The 18,377-nt window shown below is 63.8% G+C and carries 18 protein-coding genes; 15 read left to right on the top strand and 3 right to left on the bottom strand.

The features are described 5' to 3' along the window. The first annotated feature begins 1 nt into the window (after position 1). On the top strand, positions 2-676 hold the full coding sequence (scpB, locus tag NDO48_RS16095) for an SMC-Scp complex subunit ScpB (protein ID WP_267321776.1): 675 nt from the start codon (positions 2-4) through the stop codon (positions 674-676). 196 nt (positions 677-872) lie between these two features. Here scpB and NDO48_RS16090 read toward each other — a convergent pair whose 3' ends face one another. Beyond that, the gene (locus tag NDO48_RS16090; protein ID WP_267321775.1) at positions 873-2,045 is read right to left on the bottom strand and encodes an ABC transporter substrate-binding protein; all 1,173 of its coding nucleotides are present in this window, start codon (positions 2,043-2,045) and stop codon (positions 873-875) included. A gap of 321 nt (positions 2,046-2,366) precedes the next feature. Continuing rightward, positions 2,367-3,293, bottom strand: a complete 927-nt coding sequence (locus NDO48_RS16085; protein WP_018430738.1) for a LysR family transcriptional regulator — start codon at positions 3,291-3,293, stop codon at positions 2,367-2,369. A gap of 230 nt (positions 3,294-3,523) precedes the next feature. Between NDO48_RS16085 and NDO48_RS16080 the strand changes: the two genes are divergently transcribed. Genes NDO48_RS16080 through NDO48_RS16070 form a run of 3 tightly spaced genes read left to right on the top strand, consistent with a single transcriptional unit; the run spans position 3,524 to position 6,398 of the window. Further along, the gene (locus NDO48_RS16080) at positions 3,524-4,681 is read left to right on the top strand and encodes an FAD-dependent oxidoreductase (protein WP_018430739.1); all 1,158 of its coding nucleotides are present in this window, start codon (positions 3,524-3,526) and stop codon (positions 4,679-4,681) included. A 43-nt stretch (positions 4,682-4,724) separates the two neighbouring features. After that, the gene (locus NDO48_RS16075; protein ID WP_018430740.1) at positions 4,725-5,516 is read left to right on the top strand and encodes an alpha/beta fold hydrolase; all 792 of its coding nucleotides are present in this window, start codon (positions 4,725-4,727) and stop codon (positions 5,514-5,516) included. A gap of 12 nt (positions 5,517-5,528) precedes the next feature. Further along, positions 5,529-6,398, top strand: coding sequence for an alpha/beta hydrolase (locus NDO48_RS16070; protein WP_018430741.1), 870 nt, complete (start codon positions 5,529-5,531; stop codon positions 6,396-6,398). 3 nt (positions 6,399-6,401) lie between these two features. Here NDO48_RS16070 and NDO48_RS16065 read toward each other — a convergent pair whose 3' ends face one another. Further along, the gene (locus NDO48_RS16065; protein WP_026227755.1) at positions 6,402-7,313 is read right to left on the bottom strand and encodes a LysR family transcriptional regulator; all 912 of its coding nucleotides are present in this window, start codon (positions 7,311-7,313) and stop codon (positions 6,402-6,404) included. A gap of 201 nt (positions 7,314-7,514) precedes the next feature. Here NDO48_RS16065 and NDO48_RS16060 point away from each other — a divergent pair, with 201 nt between their 5' ends. From NDO48_RS16060 to NDO48_RS16010, 11 genes are all read left to right on the top strand, one after another. Beyond that, positions 7,515-8,948, top strand: coding sequence for an NAD-dependent succinate-semialdehyde dehydrogenase (locus tag NDO48_RS16060; RefSeq protein WP_018430743.1), 1,434 nt, complete (start codon positions 7,515-7,517; stop codon positions 8,946-8,948). 35 nt (positions 8,949-8,983) lie between these two features. Beyond that, entirely contained in the window at positions 8,984-9,943 is a 960-nt protein-coding gene (locus NDO48_RS16055) for a dihydrodipicolinate synthase family protein (RefSeq protein WP_018430744.1), read from the top strand. A 74-nt stretch (positions 9,944-10,017) separates the two neighbouring features. Further along, positions 10,018-10,563, top strand: a complete 546-nt coding sequence (locus NDO48_RS16050; protein ID WP_018430745.1) for a 3-hydroxyanthranilate 3,4-dioxygenase — start codon at positions 10,018-10,020, stop codon at positions 10,561-10,563. 68 nt (positions 10,564-10,631) lie between these two features. Beyond that, the gene (locus NDO48_RS16045) at positions 10,632-11,801 is read left to right on the top strand and encodes an ABC transporter substrate-binding protein (RefSeq protein ID WP_018430746.1); all 1,170 of its coding nucleotides are present in this window, start codon (positions 10,632-10,634) and stop codon (positions 11,799-11,801) included. A 7-nt stretch (positions 11,802-11,808) separates the two neighbouring features. Further along, the gene (locus NDO48_RS16040) at positions 11,809-12,771 is read left to right on the top strand and encodes an MBL fold metallo-hydrolase (RefSeq protein ID WP_051092002.1); all 963 of its coding nucleotides are present in this window, start codon (positions 11,809-11,811) and stop codon (positions 12,769-12,771) included. Between the two features lie 27 nt (positions 12,772-12,798). Beyond that, complete coding sequence (locus tag NDO48_RS16035) at positions 12,799-13,956, top strand: ABC transporter substrate-binding protein (protein ID WP_018430748.1); 1,158 nt, start codon at positions 12,799-12,801, stop codon at positions 13,954-13,956. Positions 13,957-14,032: 76 nt separating this feature from the next. Further along, positions 14,033-14,947 carry a branched-chain amino acid ABC transporter permease gene (locus tag NDO48_RS16030; protein ID WP_018430749.1) on the top strand — a complete coding sequence of 305 codons (915 nt, stop codon included), beginning with the start codon at positions 14,033-14,035 and terminating at the stop codon, positions 14,945-14,947. A gap of 19 nt (positions 14,948-14,966) precedes the next feature. Further along, entirely contained in the window at positions 14,967-15,950 is a 984-nt protein-coding gene (locus tag NDO48_RS16025) for a branched-chain amino acid ABC transporter permease (RefSeq protein WP_018430750.1), read from the top strand. Further along, the gene (locus tag NDO48_RS16020; RefSeq protein ID WP_018430751.1) at positions 15,947-16,705 is read left to right on the top strand and encodes an ABC transporter ATP-binding protein; all 759 of its coding nucleotides are present in this window, start codon (positions 15,947-15,949) and stop codon (positions 16,703-16,705) included. The genes NDO48_RS16025 and NDO48_RS16020 overlap by 4 nt, the downstream gene beginning before the upstream one ends. Then, complete coding sequence (locus NDO48_RS16015) at positions 16,699-17,400, top strand: ABC transporter ATP-binding protein (RefSeq protein WP_018430752.1); 702 nt, start codon at positions 16,699-16,701, stop codon at positions 17,398-17,400. The genes NDO48_RS16020 and NDO48_RS16015 overlap by 7 nt, the downstream gene beginning before the upstream one ends. Beyond that, entirely contained in the window at positions 17,387-18,211 is an 825-nt protein-coding gene (locus NDO48_RS16010; RefSeq protein WP_018430753.1) for an aspartate dehydrogenase, read from the top strand. Before NDO48_RS16015 ends, NDO48_RS16010 begins: the two co-directional genes overlap by 14 nt. Positions 18,212-18,377 lie beyond the last annotated feature (166 nt).

The following is an 18,377-nucleotide window of genomic DNA, read 5'->3' as shown; positions in this document are numbered from 1 at the left end:
GATGGACGAAGAGACCGCGTCCAAGACCCAAAGCCGGCTGATCGACACCGAACTCGAGCATCTTCCGGCCGAACTCAGATGGCGCGAATGGATGGGGCGCATCGAGGCGGTGATCTTTGCTGCGAGCGAGCCGGTGGCGCGTGAAACGCTGGCACGTATCGTCGGCAGAAACTGCAACATCGACCTGATCATCGACGACATCAGGGCGGAGCTGCGCGGCCGACCCTACGAACTCGTCGCGGTCGCCGGCGGCTGGCAGCATCGTACCAAAAAAGCCTTTGCCGATGTCATTCGCGCCGCGACCGGCCAGGGCGGCGATATCCGCCCGCTGTCGCGGCAGGAGATGCTGGTGCTGATGTGCATCGCCTATTTCCAGCCCGTCACGCGCGGCGAGCTTTCGACCTTCCTTGGCAAGGAGGTGAGCCGCGACCTGATATCGGTCCTCCGCGGCGAGGACTTCATTGCCTCCGGCCCGCGCTCGCCCAAGCCCGGCGCGCCCTACACCTATGTGACGACAAAATTCTTTCTCTCGGCATTCGGTCTCGCAACGCTGCGCGATTTGCCGGACTTCGAAGCGCTCGAGGACGCCGGCCTGCTCTCGAAGGAGCGGGGACTGGCCGAGGACATGCCGATCGGTCGCGCCGGCGAAATCGATGGCGGCGGCGAGCTCGAATGATTGCCGCATGGCGAGACCTGGCTCGCGTCTTGCGATCGCCAGGGAGATGGGTGAAAGGCCGGGGACCAATCGCACTGATCCGCCGGCAGCCATTTGGTCGGCCGGTTTCCCGGCCGACGGGCACTTATCCGGTACTAGGACCGGTGGCGCAATTCCAGGAAACCGCAAAACGCCTTTCCCGGTTTGCTCCAGACGATTACTCCGCCGGCATCTTGCACTCTGCGGCGTAGCTGTCGCTGTGGGCGGTGAGCACCTTGCGTTCGGTCTTCAGCACCATCTTGCCATCGGCGCCCTTCTCGGCCTTGAGCGAGTACCAGTCCTGGACAGGGTGCTGGTTGGGGCCGAATTTGAACGAGCCGCGCACGGTCGGGATCTCGGAGGTCAAAAGAGCCTTGCGGAAGGCCTTGAGATCGTCGACGCCTGACTTTTCGAGACCGGTGCCGATCAGAAGTGCTGCGTCATAGCCTTGGGCGGCGTAGTAGGTGATCGGGCGATCGCCGAACTTGGCCTTCCAGGCAGCGACGAAGCTCTTGTTGACCGGATTGTCGAAGTCGTCGTTCCAGTGGCTGGTGACTTTCACGCCGAGGGCTGCGTCGCCGACAGCGCCGACGATGACATGGTCGAGGGAGGCCGGATGGACGACCATCGGGATGTCCTTGAGCAGGCCAGCCTGCTGGTATTGGCGCATGAAGGCGATGCCCAGGCCGCCCGGCTCGAACTCGTAGACGACGTCGGGCTTGGCGGCACGGATCTGCGCCATCTCGGCGGCGAAGTCGGTCTGGTCGAGGCCGGTATAGGTCTCGCCTGATATCTCACCCTTGTAGAAGCGCTTGAAGGCGCCCATCGTTTCCTTGCCGGCTTGGTAGTTCGGCGCGATCAGGAAGGCCTTCTTGTAGCCGAGCGACTGGGCGAGCGCGCCGGCACTTTCGCCCTGGCTGTCATCCTGCCACGAGCTGACGAAATAGTTGGGGTGGCAATCCTTGCCGGCGAAGGTGGCAGACGCCGTGTTGGCGCTGACATAGATCGCGTCATTGTCGAGGATGTCGGGCACGGCGGCATAAGCGACATTGGCGAAGACCATGCCGGTGAACAGCTTGATGCCCTGGTCGGACAGCATTTTCTCGGCGATCTGCTTGGCGTTGCCGGGCTTGAGGCCGTCGTCCTCGACGACGAGCTCGACATCCTTGCCGCCGAGCTTGCCCTTGGCCTGGTCGATAGCCAGCTGGAAGCCGTCGCGGATGTCCTGGCCGAGATAGCCGGCCGGCCCTGACAGCGTCGTGATCATGCCGATCTTGACCGGATCCTCGGCGTAGGCGGCACTTACCGACAGCACCAGGGCGGCGGCCGACAGAATTCCCTTGAATTTCATTTGCGTTCCTCTCGTCAAAAGTTCCCCACCGCTCGGGCGCTGCTGCCGCGATCTGAGCTTCGCGGTTGTGTGCGGCACCGTTGCGGACAAGCCTGATAGGACGGGAGTTGCAGCGTCAGGCGATCATGCATCCGCGCTTGGGTGGCGCCCGGCCTCCTCTCGGGCGGGCGGCAGCGAATGAGGGGTCGCAGGCAACACGCTGCTCCTCCGCAGTGTTGTCCGACCCGTCAAACTTGGCGCAACGGGCAATCCGGTAAATGGAAAACTCGTCATCCAGACATGACTAAGAGGAATAGTTGGGAAAAGCCGATTACTGATACGTCATTGCGCGAGGTCGCCGGCGGTACGCCTCAACGTTTCGACCAACACCTCGGCCGCAGGGGACAGGCGCGCATTGGTGCGAGTTGTGATGCCGATCGGGATGGCCGTCGCCTGTAGCGTCACCGGCAAGATGACGATGGCGCCGAGTGCTGCTTCGCGCCGCGCCACCTGGGCCGGGAAAACGCCGAGATAGTCGGCGTCGATGAGCAGCGCCCGATTGGTCAAAAGCGAGACGGAATCCACCGCATGCGGCGGCGGCTCAAGCCCTTCCTCGCGGAAGGCGATGTCGATCTGGCGCCGCAGGCTGGTCTCCTGGGGCGGCAGGATCCACTCCCAGCCGATAAGGTCGGAGAGGCTGAGATCTGTGCGCTCGGCCAGCGGGTGGCCGCGTCGGGCGACGACGCAGGCGATATCGTCCATCAGCACCTCCTGGACGACGTTGAGCCTGTCGCGCAGTTCGGACAGGCGGCCGACGACCATGTCGAGTTCGCCGGCCCGGAGCGCCGGGATGAGCACGTCGTTGGTGCCCTCGACGATCTTGACCACCAGCTTGGGCCGTTCCTTGCGCAGTCGGGCGATGGCTGTCGGCAACAGCTCGGCGGCGGCCGACAAAAGCGTGCCGATGGCGACGCGGCCGCCGGTGCCGTCGCGCAGATCGGCTAGGTGTTCCTCGGCGTGCGCCAGCTGGGTGATGACGAGACGGGCGTGCTGTGCCAGCGTGTCGCCGAACATGGTGGGCACGACGCCGCGGTTGGTGCGGTCGAACAGGCGCGCCTTGGTGATCGCCTCGATTTCCTGCAGCGCCTTGGTGACGGCCGACTGGGTCATGTTCAGCCGCTTGGCGGCGCGAACCAGGTTTCCCTCCTCCACGATGGCCACGACCATGCGCAGGTGCCGGATGGTGAGCCGGCTCGTCAAAAGCTTCATTGCGCATCATCCTCCCAAATGATTGTCCGAGAATTGGTATTCCAAATCCTCATAGAGATTTCCAGAGAATTCACTTGTCTGCATTTCCATTCGCTGGAACTTTTGTCCCAGAGGCGTTGGCCGCCCACGAGGATGGCCGGCGCGTGGAGGTATTTTGGCCGGTATCCGCCGCCGTTGCGGGCCGGCTGCAAGCGTCGGCGGGCATGCCGTACGGGGAGGACAATCCAGACATGACCGAGACAAGTGGAACCGGACGCCGCGCAGAAATCGCTGGCGCGGGGATTGGCGGGCTCACGGCTGCTGCGGCGCTGGCCCAGCGCGGCTGGTCGGTGACGGTGCATGAGCGCGCGCCGAACCTGCGCACCTTCGGCGCCGGCATCTACATCTGGAGCAACGGCCTGCGCGTGCTCCAGGCGATCGGCGCCTACGACCAGGCAGTCGTCGGCGCCCATATCGGGCCGCAGTTCCACACCCGCGACCACGACAACACGACGATGGAGGAAATCCCCATTAACGGCGCGGGTGACGCCAGGCTGATCACCATCCTGCGCGAGCAGCTGATCAACTCGCTCGTCGACACCTGCCGCCGCAGCGGCGTCGAGATCCTGACCAATTCGGAAGCGGTGGGCGCGACCGCTGAGGGCGAACTGCTGCTCGCCGACGGAACCAGGCGCAAGGCCGATCTCGTTGTCGGCGCCGATGGCATCAATTCGAAGGTGCGCGACTCACTCGACCTGATGATGTACCGCAAGCATCTTGGCTATGGCGCGATCCGCATGCTGATTTCCCGCGACGACGCCGACGTGCCATCAGAGGATCGCGACCGCTATATCGAACATTTCACGGGCACGCGCCGCATTCTCTACACGCCGGCCAGCGCCACAGACCTCTATGTCGCGCTGTGTTGCGCGGCCGACGATGCGGCGGCGCTCAAGGTTCCGGCCGACCGCGCTTTGTGGACCGAGTCCTTCCCGCATCTCGCCCATCTCGTCTCGCGCTTCGGCGATGCCGGCCGCTGGGATGCCTTCGAGGTGGTCAAGCTCAAGAAGTGGAGCAAAGGCCGCACGGCGATCCTCGGCGATGCGGCGCATGCCATGCCGCCTTATCTCGGCCAGGGCGGTGGTTGCGCGCTGATGAACGGCCTGGGGCTAGCCGCTGCCGTAGCCGATGCTGTCGACATCGAGCAGGCGCTGGCCGCCTGGGAAGAACGCGAGCGGCCGATCACCGAGCACACGCAGGATACCGCCGAGCGTCTCGGCGACATGAATTTCTGGCCCGACGATCTGCGCTCGCAGGTGATGAAGATTACCGGCAAGAGCCGCGAACTTGGCGCCGAGCGCATGAAGACGGCGCGTTATGCGCCGACGGCCACCGAGCCGCTCGCCTGACCACAGATGACTGGCGCATCGCGCCTTGAGTTTCCGGAGACCAATGATGAAATCCATCCAGATCGGTGCCAACACGCTTTCTTATGACGAAGCGGGCGAGGGCGAGGTGCTGCTGCTTCTGTCGGGCTGGTGCCAGGACCACCGTCTGTTCAAGACGCTCGCGCCGGAATTGGCCAAGACCCATCGCGTCGTCCGCCTGGACTGGCGCGGCCATGGCGAGCATCGCGAGCATGACGGCGACTTCACCGTCGACGACCAGGCGTCTGACGTCGTTGCCTTCCTCGACAAGATGAACATCGACAAGGTGGTGCCGGTGTCGACCTCGCATGGCGGCTGGGCCAACATCGAGGTGACCGACCGTCTCGGCACGGCGCGCATCCCGCGTTCAGTCGTGATCGACTGGATTCAGACCACGCCCCACGAAGACTTCTTCCGCATGATCGACCATATCCAGGATCGGACCAACTGGGAGAATGGCCGCGGCGACTTCTTCAACTACTGGATCGGCGACACCGAGAACCAGGACATCATCAATCACGTCAACAACGAGATGGCCAAGTACAGCTTCGAGATGTGGGCGCGTTCGGGCCGCGAGATCGGCAAGGCCTACCGCAAATGGGGCAACCCGATGCAGCGCATGGCCGCGCTCGGCGAGAAGCGTCCGATCACCCACATCTATTCGCAGCCTTTCGAGCCGGAATATGCTCAGGCGCAGCTCGATTTCGCTGCGGGCAACAGCTGGTACAAGCCCAACAAGCTGCCCGGCAAGACGCACTTCCCGACGCTCGAGCAGCCGAAGGTGGTGGCCGACACCATCCGCGCTTTCGTCGCCTGACAGGAGTAACGCATGAGCGTGCTTGCCGAAGAAGCCAACTGGAAGCGTGAAGTCCTCGACCGCGACTACGGCGCGCGGGCTTCCGTGACGCCTGAGGTCTTCGAGGCCGCCATGCGCTGTTATCGCGGCCGCTCCGAAGAGATGCGGAGCCACGCCACGCATCTCGATGTCGTCTATGACGAGCAGAGCGGCCAGACGATCGACATCTACGGCACATCAGGCGGGCTGCGGCCGGTGTTCGTGTTCATCCATGGCGGCTATTGGCGCATGCTGTCCAAAAACGACTCCGCCTTCATGGCGGCGATGCTGGCGAAGAATGGTATCGCCACCGCCGTGGTCGACTACAAGCTGGCGCCCGAGGCGTCGCTTGACGAGATCGTGCGCGAGGTGAGGGCGGCCATCGGCTTCTTGTGGAAGAACGGCCGCGCGTTCGGCGTCGATCCCGATCGTATCTATGTCGGCGGCAGCTCGGCCGGCGGACACCTGACGGGTGCGGTGCTTTCGGGCGGCTGGCACGATGCTTCAGGCGTGCCAGAGAATGTCATCAAGGGCGCTTTGCCGATCAGCGGCCTGTTCCATCTCGCGCCGATCTCGAGATCCTTCGTGCAGGACTGGATTAAGCTGGACGAGGCGGCCGTCGAGCGACTGAGCCCTACGGCAAACCTGCCCAGGGTCGGCTGTCCAATTATCGTCGCCTATGCCGATGGTGAGCCGGACGGGTTCCGGCGGCAATCGGCCGAATATGATCGTCTCTGGCGCGAGGCAGGCTTTGTCTCGGAGCTGTTGGTAATCCCCGACCGCAACCATTTCGACGTGCTCCTCGACCTCGCCTCCGCAGATGCCGCCTTGTCCAAGGCTCTGGTCAGGCTCATCAACGGCTGACCGTCAGCTGGTTTCGCGCGGCGTCAATTGCTGGGCGTAGCGGCGCACGACGGCAGCAAAGGCCGAGACGGCAGGCGAGACCGAGCGGCCGGTCGCATGGATCAACGACACCTCGCGCGAGATGGTAGGCTCTGCCAAGGGCTTGCCCGAGACCTTGCGGAAACGCGCTGCCGCCAGTGCGTAGGTGGGCAGCACGGCGATGCCGAGGCCTGCCTCGACCAAGGCGATGGCCGTCGTCACCTGCGTCACCTCGAAGGCCGGCTTGAACGGTATCTGCGCCATTTCGAAGCCTACTTCGACCAGCAGCCGGATGCCGCTGTCGCGTGTCAGCGTGATCAGCGGCTGCTCCGCCAGCTCGGCCCATTTGACCTGCAACTCGCTATGGAACGGGCTGCGGTGGTCGCAGAACAGCATCAGGCTGTCGCGCACCAGGGACAGTCGTTCGATGCCATCCTCTGCCGGCGAGAAGGTGCCGAGGCCACAATCGGCCTGGCCGCTGCGCACGCTTTCGACGATCTGCTCGGTGCCGACGTCTGCCAGCTGTACCGAGATGCCGGGATAACTCTTCTGGAACTCGGCGATGGCCTGGGGCAGCACGACCGAGGCGAGCAGCGGAGGCGCTGCGATGCGCAGGCGTCCGCGCCGCCGTTCCGCCAGCATGTGCACGCCTTCCACTGCGTGCTCCAGCTCCTCGACCACCTTGGTTGCGGAGTTCTGGAATTCGCGGCCGGCATCGGTCAGCTCGACGCGGCGGGTGGTGCGATCGAACAGGCGCACCGACAGCTCCGCCTCGAGATCGCGGATTGCCTGCGACAGGGCCGGCTGCGCCGTGCCAAGCCGCTTCGAGGCGCGCGAAAAGCTGCCAAGCTCTGCGACCGCCAGGAACTGCTGGATCTGCTTGATGGTGATCTTCACGCAGGCGGCCTCCTTGACGCAGGGCTGGAATGTAGACGTCTGCCGCATGCCCGGCATTTATACAGAAAAGAATATTAATTTATCAGATAAATCCGTCTTGTCGATATAATCGTTTCCATTGATCTTGGGGTCCACGACGTCGGAGCCGAGGGCTTCCAGGCGCCTCGCAGAAACATGCCACTACGGAGCTGAGACGCCCCAATGCCCAACTATCCCGATCTCCAGCTCTATATCGGCGGCGCCTGGCGCAAGACGGCGGAAACGCTGCCTGTCATCAATCCGGCCGACGAGAGCGTGATCGGCGCGGTTCCGGTTGCATCCACTCACGACCTCGACGCGGCCCTTGAGGCTGCCGAGCGTGGTTTTGTCACCTGGCGCAAGACCTCGCCGGCGCGCCGCGCCGAAGTGCTGCGCAAGGCGGCGTCGCTTCTGCGCGAGCGTATTGACGAGATCGCTGCCGACATCACCCGGGAGCACGGCAAGCCATTCCAGCAGGCGCGCCTTGAGGTGATCCGCGGTGCCGAGTTCTTCGAATGGGATGCGGGCGAAGCACAGCGCATTTATGGCCGCGTCATCCCCAGCGAGCCGGGCATCCGCTACATCGTCCATCACCAGCCGATCGGCACGGTGGCGGCATTCTCGCCGTGGAACTTTCCGATGAGCCAGCCGGCGCGCAAGATCGCTGGCGCCTTGGCCGCAGGCTGTTCGATCATCATCAAGGCTGCGGAAGAAACCCCGGCCGGCTGCCTGCACATCGCCCGGGCCTTCCATGACGCCGGCTTGCCGGCTGGCGTGCTTAACCTCGTCTTCGGCGTGCCTGCCCAGATTTCCGAATACCTGATCCCGCAGGAGCCGGTGCGCCTGATCGCCTTCACCGGCTCGACCGCTGTCGGCAAGCGCCTCACCGGCCTTGCGGCCCAATATGTGAAGCCGGTGCTGATGGAACTCGGCGGTCATGCACCCGTGATCGTTTGCGACGATGCCGACCCGGTGAAGGCCGGCATCGCCTCGGCCATCCGCAAGGTGCGTAATTCCGGTCAGGTCTGCACCTCGCCGACGCGCTTCTTCGTCCATGAGAGCATCTACAAGCCGTTCACCGAAGCCTTCATCGAGCGTGCTCGCGCCGTGAAAGTCGGCAACGGCCTCGACGAGGGCACCGAGATGGGCCCGGTGGCCAACCACCGCCGTGTCGAGGCGATGGAAATGCTGGTGGCGGACGGGCTGTCGAAGGGCGCCAAGCTGTTGCTCGGTGGCGAGCGTCCGCGCAACAGCGGCTACTTCTACCCGCCGACGATCCTGTCGGAATTGCCCGACGATGCCCGTGTCATGCGCGAGGAGCCATTCGGCCCGCTGGCGGTGATCAATCCCGTTTCCTCGCTCGATGAGGCGATCGAGAAGGCCAATGGCGTGCCCTTCGGACTTGCCGCATACGCCTTCACCAATTCGGCCGCCAATGTCGACCAGCTCACCGACGACCTAGAAGCCGGTAACGTGTCGATCAACACGCTGGAGGCCTCGGTCGCCGAGACGCCGTTCGGCGGCGTCAAGGAGAGTGGTTTCGGCCGCGAAGGCGGAGCGGAAGGCATCTTGCACTACACCGTGGTCAAGAACATCTCGCACCGCATGGCGATCTAGCCGAAGCCCGAAGTCCCCGGAAAGGTTCGCATTCGATGAAGTACGACAAGAAGACCGCCAAGGCCCATTCGAGGGCGACTATGAAGGGCGTCTGGGCCGCAGCGCTGATGCCGTTCAAGGATGACCTGTCGATCGACGAGGACGGTTTCCGCCGCAATGTCGACCACTGGATCGGCGATCTCGGCATCGACGGCTTTTTCATCGCCGGCAAGCAGGGCGAGTTCTTCTCGATGTCGATCGACGAGCGCAAGCGCAGCTTTGATCTGGCGGTCGAAGCCTGCGCCGGCCGCGCCCAGACCATCATGTCCTGCTCGGACCAGAACATGGACGTGGTGATCGATCTGGCAAGACATGCTGAGAGATGCGGCGCCGACTACATTGTCGTGCACGCACCGATCCTGCATTTCTTCAAGGAGCAGGACGAGACGCTGCTCAACTACTACCGCACCATTGCCGACAAGGTGGACATCGGCATAGCGCTCTGGAGCCATCCCGACAGCGGCTACCTTATGAGCCCCGAACTGTGCAACAAGCTGGCCGACATCGAGAACGTCGTCGCCATCAAATACTCGGTACCGCGGCCGATGTACTCCGAACTGACCAGACTCGCGGGCGATCGCATCCTCGTCAGCACGGCTTCCGAGGAGGAGTGGCTGGACAACATTCTGGAGCTCAACTGGCAGCTCTATCTGTGTTCGTCGCCGCCCTATCTCATTCAGACCAGGCACGACAAGCGCATGCGCGAATACACCGACCTTGCTTTTGCCGGCAAAGCGGAAGAGGCACGCCGCATCCGCGACAGCCTCGATCCGGTGCGCGCAGCGCTCAAGAACACACGCCCGGCCGAGAAGCCGCATTCGCACCAGAAATACTGGCAGGAGCTGCTGGGTCAGTCGGGTGGACGTGTGCGGCCGCCGCTGCTGGAACTTACCGAGGCCGAGAAGCGCGCCACCCGTGCTGCCTTCGAAGCCTGCGGTCTGAAGACCTCAGCCTGAAGGGTGAAGCCTGAAGACTGGGGCCCGACCTGCCAAATCCGACGCTTGCGCGCCGACCAAAAGGAGGAACGACAATGACCAGACGCCTTTCGGCCTTCAGCTTTTCGAAGTGGATCGACGAGCACGCCCACCTGCTCAAGCCGCCTGTCGGCAATCAGCAGATCTGGGAAGACGCCGACCTGATGGTGACTGTCGTCGGCGGCCCCAACAAGCGCACCGACTATCACGACGATCCGGTCGAGGAGTTCTTCTACCAGCTCAAGGGCGACATGATGCTCAAGGTGGTGGACAACGGCAATTTCTACGATGTGCCGATCCGCGAAGGCGAAATCTTTCTTCTGCCGCCGCATGTGCGCCACTCGCCGCAGCGCCCGCAGGAGGGCTCCATCGGCTTGGTCGTCGAACCGAAGCGCAATGACGGCCTGCTCGACGCCTTCGAATGGTACTGCTTCGAGTGCAACGGGCTGGTCAAGCGCGTCGAAGTCACGCTGAAGAGCATCGTCCGCGATCTGCCGCCGATCTACCAGGCGTTCTATGCCGACGAAAAGGCGCGCACCTGCCCGAAATGCGGCGCGCTTCATCCGGGCAAGACCCCGCCGGAGGGCTGGGTGAAGCTCTGATCGGCCTGCCTTCGTGATGCATGCGCGCCACTCGGTGGCGCGCCGCCCCTCAGATCTGGAACCAAGACATGAAACTGAAGTCCTCGCTCATTGCCCTCGCGGTCGCCTCGCTGTGCAACTCGACTGCATTCGCCCTGGAACCGGTCAAGATCGGCATGATCACGACGCTTTCCGGTCCGGCGGGCTATCTCGGCGAGGATGTGCGCGACGGCTTCCAGCTCGCGATCGACCTCGAAGGCGGAAAGCTTGGCGGCGTCCCCGTCAAGGTGCTGGTGGAAGACGACGGTCTCAAGCCTGGCAACGGTCGCCAGATCGTAGAGAGGTTTCTGAACGATGAAGGCGTCAGGCTTTTTACCGGCATCGTCTTCTCCAACGTGGCGGGTGCGGCTGTTCCCGAAATCGTCGACGCGGACGCGATCTTCGTCAGCCCCAATGCGGGGCCTTCCGAATTTGCCGGCAAGGGCTGCCACCCGAACTACTTTGTCCTTTCGTGGCTAACCGACACGATGCAGGGTAGCGCGGGCCAGAACGCCACCGACCTCGGCTACAAGAAGGCGTTCGTGCTTGCGCCGAACTACCAGGCCGGCAAGGACGCGGTCGCGGGTTTCAAACGCTACTTCAAGGGCGAGATATCGGGCGAGATCTATACGCGCCTTGACCAAACGGACTTTGCAGCGGAGATGGCCCAGATCAAGGCGGCCAATCCGGACGTGGTATTCCAGTTCCAGCCAGGTGGGCTTGGGATCGCCTTCCTGCGCCAATACCAGCAATCTGGCCTGCTTGGCACAGTGCCGATGGTGGTTGCCGAGCCTTCGATGGACCACGCCATCCTCAAGGCAGTGGGCGAGGCGGCGGAGGGATTGAATGTCTCGGGCTCCTGGAACACCGACCTCGACAATGACACCAACCGCGAGTTTGTCGCGAGGTTCTCCGAGACCTACAAGCGCACGCCGACGATGTATGCAGCGCAAGGCTACGATACCGCACTTGCCATCGCTTCGGCGCTCAAGCAGTCCGAGGGCGACGTAGAAGATCTCGATACATTCCGTGCAGCGCTGCTCAAAACCGAGTTCAAGACCACGCGCGGCAGCTTCAGCTTCGGCAAGAACCAGCATCCCGTGCAGGACTGGTATGCGATGCAGGTGGTGAAGGACGATGCCGGCCAGCTAACGCTGAAGACGCGCAAAAAGCTGCTCGAAGCGCATGGCGATCCGTTCGCCGGCGAATGCGACCTCTGAGGGCGGAATGAGGGTCCGTCGGCTCCAACTTCCAGAATTCGGCATCGAACTGGAGCAGCTACATGCCGGCTCAGTTGTGGTGACCTGCATCCCCGACATGGCAAATGTTGCCTGGCCGGCGCGTGCGATCTTCGCGGGGCTGTCACGCGAGGATCTGGAAGCTGCTCGCAGGCGTTCGCCTGAAGGCACTGTCGATCCCGAGGGCGGGACGGTGGCGCTCAGCTTCAATTGCTACGTCATCGAGACACCTGATTATGTGGCGCTGATCGACGGTGGCATCGGCGACGCCAAGGAGCGGCCGCACCGGCCGGCCTGGCATCGCCGCGAAACCCAATTCCTCCAGACGCTGCTGGCGCTCGGCATTTCGCCCGAGCGTGTCGACATCGTCATCAACACGCATCTGCACGCCGACCATGTCGGCTGGAACACAAGGCGGGAAGGCGAAACCTGGCGGCCGACCTTTCCCAATGCGCGCTACGTCGTCGCCGAAACCGAGCTTGCCCATTGGATTGGTATCCACGAGGCGTCGGTCGACGGCAACACGCTGCATGGCGCCTTCGCCGATAGCGTGTTGCCCATCATCCGGTCCGTAGGCTTCGAGGCAGTGGCTTCGGACGCCGAGGTGGCCAATGGGCTGCAACTGAAGCCGGCGCCCGGACATTCGCCCGGCATGGTGGTGGTCTCGCTCGACACGGGCGAGGGCGAGGTGCTGTTTCTGGCCGATGCTGTCCACCATCCGCTGCAGCTCGGCGATGACAGCATCGTCTGCAATTTCTGCGAGGACCCGGCCCAGGCGCGCGCGACGCGGATCGGCCTGCTCGGTGCGGCGGCTGCTGCGGGCACCGTACTTGCGCCTTACCATTTTCCCGCCCCTGTCTTCGGCCGGTTGACGGCGGAGGCGGCTTCGTTCCGGTTCGTGCCTCTAGACATCGACGCACCCGGCCAGCCTGCAATCAACAATGCGCGCTAGAACGTGCCGACCAGAGGAGAACCGACTGTGAGGAAAACCATTCTTGCCGCATCGATCGCAGCGCTTGCGGCGTTTCCGGCTTTCGCTGCCGACCCGGTCAAGATCGGCATGATCACCACGCTATCGGGCCCGGCCGGCTATCTCGGCCAAGACATTCGCGACGGCTTCAAGCTTGCCATGGAAGACGGCAAGCTGGGCGGCGTGCCGGTCGAGCTGGTCGTCGAGGACGATGGCCTGAAGCCTGGCCAGGGCAAGCAGATCGCCGAACGCTTCCTCGGTGAGGAAGGCATCAAGCTGTTCACCGGCATCGTGTTCTCAAACGTCGCCGGTGCCACCGTTCCCGATATCGTCGACAACGACGCCTTCTACATCAGCCCCAATGCCGCGCCGTCGAACATGGCCGGCAAGGAGTGCAACCCGAACTATTTCGTCGTCTCCTGGCAGAACGACAGCCTGCATGAGAGTGCCGGCCAGAACGCCACCAATCTCGGCTACAAGAAGGCTTTCGTGCTGGCCCCGAACTATCAGGCCGGCAAGGACGCCATCGCCGGCTTCAAGCGCTACTTCAAGGGCGAGATCGCAGGCGAAATCTACACCCGTCTCGACCAGACCGATTTCGCTGCAGAACTCGCTCAGGTCCGCGCGGCCAAACCCGACGTGGTCTTCCAGTTCCATCCGGGCGGCCTCGGCATCACCTTCCTGCGCCAGTACGAGCAGGCAGGCCTGATGAAGGAAATCCCGATGGTGGTGGCCGAGCCGTCGATGGACGGCGTGACGCTCGCCGCCGTCGGCGACGCGGCCCTCGGCCTCAACGTTACGAGCCACTGGAACTCCGACTTCGACAACGCGGCCAACAAGAAGTTCATGGAAGCCTGGACCAAGGCCTACAACCGCCCGGTCACCTACTATGCCAGCCAGGGTTATGACGCGGCTCTTGCCTATGCCTCGGCGTTGAAGGCGACCGGCGGCAGCCTCGACGACGCCGATGCCTTCCGCGACGCCCTGCGCAAGGCCGACTTCGAATCCGTGCGCGGCAAGTTCGCCTTTGGCCCCAACCAGCACCCGGTGCAGAACTGGTACGCGCTGAAGGTCGAGAAGGGCGCCGATGGCAAGCCGATGCTGAAGACGGTCGGCGACGTGTTCAAGGACCACGGCGACGCCTATTCGGCCGAATGCAAGATGTAATCCCGGCCCTGCCGGTTGGGGGGAGACGGTCCGCGTCGTCTCTCCCCAAGAGTTCTCCTGTGTGAAGTGATCCGAGATGACGCTCTTCCTCGAACAATTGCTCAACGGCGTGCAGTTCGGCGTGATGCTGTTCTTGCTGGCTGCCGGCCTGACGCTGATCTTCGGCATCATGGGCGTCATCAACCTGGCGCATGGGTCGATCTACATGATTGGCGCCTATGCCGGCACCTGGGTCGCGGCCGAGACCGGATCGTTCTGGCTCGGCATTCCAGCAGCCCTTGCGGCGGCAGCCATTGCTGGCGTCGCCATCGAATTCCTGGTCGTGCGCAGGCTTTATCAGCGTGACCATCTCGACCAGGTGCTGGCGACTTTCGGCCTGATCCTGATCTTCAACCAGACCATCACCATCCTGTTCGGCCGCCAGCCGCTGTTCGTGTCGATGCCGGCGCTGCTGGACGGCTCGGTTGAGCTGCTGCCCGGGCTGTTCTACCCGATCTATCGCCTCACCATCATTCTGGTTGGCCTGCTGGTTGCCGTCGGCCTGTATCTGCTGATCAACAAGACCCGTATCGGCATGTTGGTTCGCGCCGGCTCGACCAATCGCGAGATGGTGCGCGCGCTCGGCGTCGACATCCGCCTGCTCTACACGCTGGTCTTCGGTCTCGGCGCGTTGCTTGCCGGTCTCGCCGGCTTCATGGCCGGGCCGATCCTCGCAGTGCAGGTCGGCATGGGCGAGCAGATCCTGATCACCACCTTCGTCGTTGTCGTCATCGGCGGTGTCGGCTCTATCCGCGGCGCTTTCTTCGCCAGCCTCGTGCTCGGCATCGTCGACACCAGCCTGCGCGCCTATCTGCCGGGCCTGCTGCGTCAGGTGATGGTTGGTCCCGAGGCCGATGCGCTGGGCGCCGGCATCTCGTCGATGGGCATCTACCTTCTGATGGCGATCGTGCTTCTGATCCGGCCGAAAGGCCTCTTCATCCGGAATTCCTGAGTTGGGTACTGCTGCGCCAATGGAAACTTCACTCAAGCGACCTGCCTTGCTAGCCGGTGTGCTGATCGCGCTGATTGCGCTGCCGACGGTGGCGGACCTCACCGGTTACACCGCGCTGACGTCGCTGGCGACGCGCGTGCTGATCTACGGCATCGCAGCGGCCAGCCTCAATTTCGTGCTCGGCTATGGCGGCATGGTCAGCTTCGGCCACGCGGCCTTCTTCGGCATCGGCGGATATGTCGTCGGCATCCTCTACCAGCACTATGCGCTGGGCGAGCCGCTGCTCGGCTTCATCCCAGGCACCAACCAGCTGTTGATCACCATCCCTGTGGCGCTGGTGGTCTCAGGCATCATGGCGGCGCTCATCGGCGCGCTGTCGCTGCGCACCGGCGGCGTCCAGTTCATCATGATCACGCTCGCCTTCGCCCAGATGCTGTTCTTCCTGTTTGTCTCGCTCAAGACCTATGGCGGCGACGATGGCCTGATCATCCGCCGCGCCAACGAGCTGCCGGGCCTCAACATGCGCGATAAGCAGACGGTCTACTATGTCTGCCTCGCCTTCGCGGTGCTGTTTTTCTTCGTGCTCTGGCGCATCGTCAATTCGCGCTTCGGCAACGTCATCGTCGGCCTGCGACAGAGCGAGCGGCGCATGGCGGCGATCGGCCTGCCGGCGTATCGCTACAAGCTGATGGCTTTCGTGATCTCGGGCATGGGCTGCGGTCTTGCGGGGGCGCTGATGGCCAACTTCCTGCGCTTTGCCAGCCCCGATATGCTGCATTGGACCAAGTCGGGCGAACTGATGGTGATGGTCATCCTCGGCGGCGTCGGCACGCTGTTCGGGCCGCTGATCGGTGCCGCCGTGTTTATCGTGCTGGAAACGCTGCTCGCCTCGTGGACCGAGAACTGGCAGCTCGGCCTCGGCCTGATCCTGCTGTTCGTGGTGCTCTACACACAAGGCGGCGTGCAGGCGCTGGGCGCCCGTCTTTTCGGGAGGCGCGCATGAGCCAGCCGATCCTCAATGTCCGCGGCCTGGTCAAGCGCTTCGGCGGGCTGCTTGCCACCGACCATGTCGACATCACCGTCAATCCGGGCGAGATCCACGCCCTGATCGGCCCGAACGGTGCTGGCAAAACGACGCTGATCTCGCAGTTGATGGGCGAGATCAGGCCCAATGAAGGTACGATCGAGATTGACGGCAGGTCGGTCGACGGTGTGCCGACGTCCAGGCGCGTGTTGCTCGGTCTGGCTCGTACCTTCCAGATCACCTGCTTGCTGCCCGACTATACGGTACGCGACAACGTCGCCATCGCCGTGCAGATTCGGCAGGGACACAGTTTCCGCTTCTGGGGTGATGTGCGCCGCGAGAAGATGCTGGCCGAGGAGGCGGCGCACCACCTCGCGACCGTGGGGCTCGAGTGTCGCGCCGACGAGCTGGTCGCCAATCTCTCCCATGGTGAGCAGAAGCAGCTGGAACTGGCGGTGGCCCTTGCGACCAAGCCGCGACTTCTGTTGCTCGACGAGCCGATGGCCGGCCTCGGCCATGTCGAGAGCCAGCAGATGATCGAGACTTTGCGCGGTCTGAGGAGCCATGTCTCGATGCTGCTTGTCGAGCACGACATGGAGGCGGTGTTCGCTCTTGCCGACCGCATCTCGGTGCTGGTCTACGGGCGCGTCATCGCCACCGGCACTGTCGACGAGATCCGGGACAATCCGGACGTGCGCACCGCCTATCTTGGTGAAGGAGACGAGCTGTGCTGAGCGTCGCCAAACTGCAATCGGGTTACGGCCGGAGCCAGGTTCTCTTCGACGTCGAACTGGAGATCGGCGAGGGCGAGGTCGTCACCCTGCTCGGCCGCAACGGCATGGGCAAGACAACCACCGTCAAATCGATCATGGGCCTCGTCCGGCCGATGTCGGGCGAAGTGCGTTTTACCGGCCGCGATGTGCGCGGCGCGACGCCAGAGACGGTCGCCCGCCTTGGCGTCGGCCTGGTGCCGGAGGGCCGCCAGACCTTTGCCACGCTGACCGTGCGCGAAAATCTCGTCGCCACCGCCGCCAATCGTCTCGGCCGCAAGGACCCGTGGACGCTGGAACGCGTCTACGCGCTGTTCCCTAGGCTGAAGGAGCGGGCCGGGCAAGCTGCGGGAACTCTCTCCGGCGGCGAGCAGCAGATGCTGGTCGTCGGCCGGGCGCTGATGACCAACCCGAAGCTGCTCATCCTCGACGAGGCGACCGAAGGTCTTGCGCCGGTCATCCGCGCCGAGATCTGGGGATGCATCGAGGCGCTCAAGGCTGAAGGCCAGTCTATCCTCCTGATCGACAAGAACCTCAACGTGCTGAAGCGCCTCGCCGACCGCCACTACATTCTTGAGAAGGGCCGTACCGTCTGGTCGGGCACCGGCGTAGACCTGACCAGCAATGCCGAACTGGTGCAGCGCTATGTCGGGCTCTAAACCCCGTCGCCCTCTGCGGCTCTGCTTCGTCGGCTGGGGGGCAATTGCCAGCCGCGTAGGCGCACTGCTGGCCGAGCGCCAGCCCGATGCGATCGAGGTCGTCGCGGTCGCTGTGCGTGATGCCGGGCGCGAGCGTGCTGGCCTGCCGCAAGGCGCGCGCCTGATCTCCCGCCCTGACGAGCTGGCCGGGCTCGATCTGGACATGGTGATCGAGGCGGCAGGTCGGCCGGCCGTGTCCGCCTGGGGCGAGGCGGCGCTGCGCCACGCCGGAAGCTTCGTGGTTTCCTCGACCAGCGCCTTCACCGACGAGGCGTTGCTCGGCCTGCTGCTGTCGGTCGCCGATGAGGCCGGAAGCCGCATCCTTGTACCCTCCGGCGCACTCGGCGACCTTGGCGCGCTGGCCGCAGCCTCCGTGCTGCCGCTCGACGATGTCCGCCATTCGATCGTCAAGCCGCCCCGTGCCTGGCACGGCACCAAGGCTGCCGAACTTGTCCACCTCGACAGTCTCACCGAGCGAACCGAATTCTTCGTCGGCTCGGCGCGCGAGGCGGCAGCAAGCTTCCCACAGAATGCCAATGTCGCCGTTATAACAGCACTGTCGGGCATCGGCCTCGAGCGCACGCGCGTTGCGCTGGTTGCCGACCCCCATGTCAGCCGCAACGTCCACGAGATCAGTGCTTCCGGTGCCTTCGGTAAGCTCGACCTAAGGCTCGAAAACGAGCCACTGAAGATCAATCCCAAATCCTCCGAGATGACCGCGCTCAGCCTCGTACGCCTCATCGAGAACGGTACGGCGACGCTGGTACGCTGACTGCGGCAGATCGCGAGCCGCGCTCCGATCCCTGGAGAGCCGGATGAACGGCGGCGTTTGTCGAACGCTGGCCGCCTGTCGTCACCTATCTTGCCACCACTTTTATCTGGACGCGATCGTCGGTTGAAATCGCTCGCGACTTGCTATATCCAAGATGATGATTTGA

It is taken from the genome of Aminobacter sp. MET-1 (genome assembly GCF_026521175.1).
Classification (GTDB): Bacteria; Pseudomonadota; Alphaproteobacteria; order Rhizobiales; family Rhizobiaceae; genus Aminobacter.
This window is presented reverse-complemented; position numbering and strand designations above follow the sequence as displayed.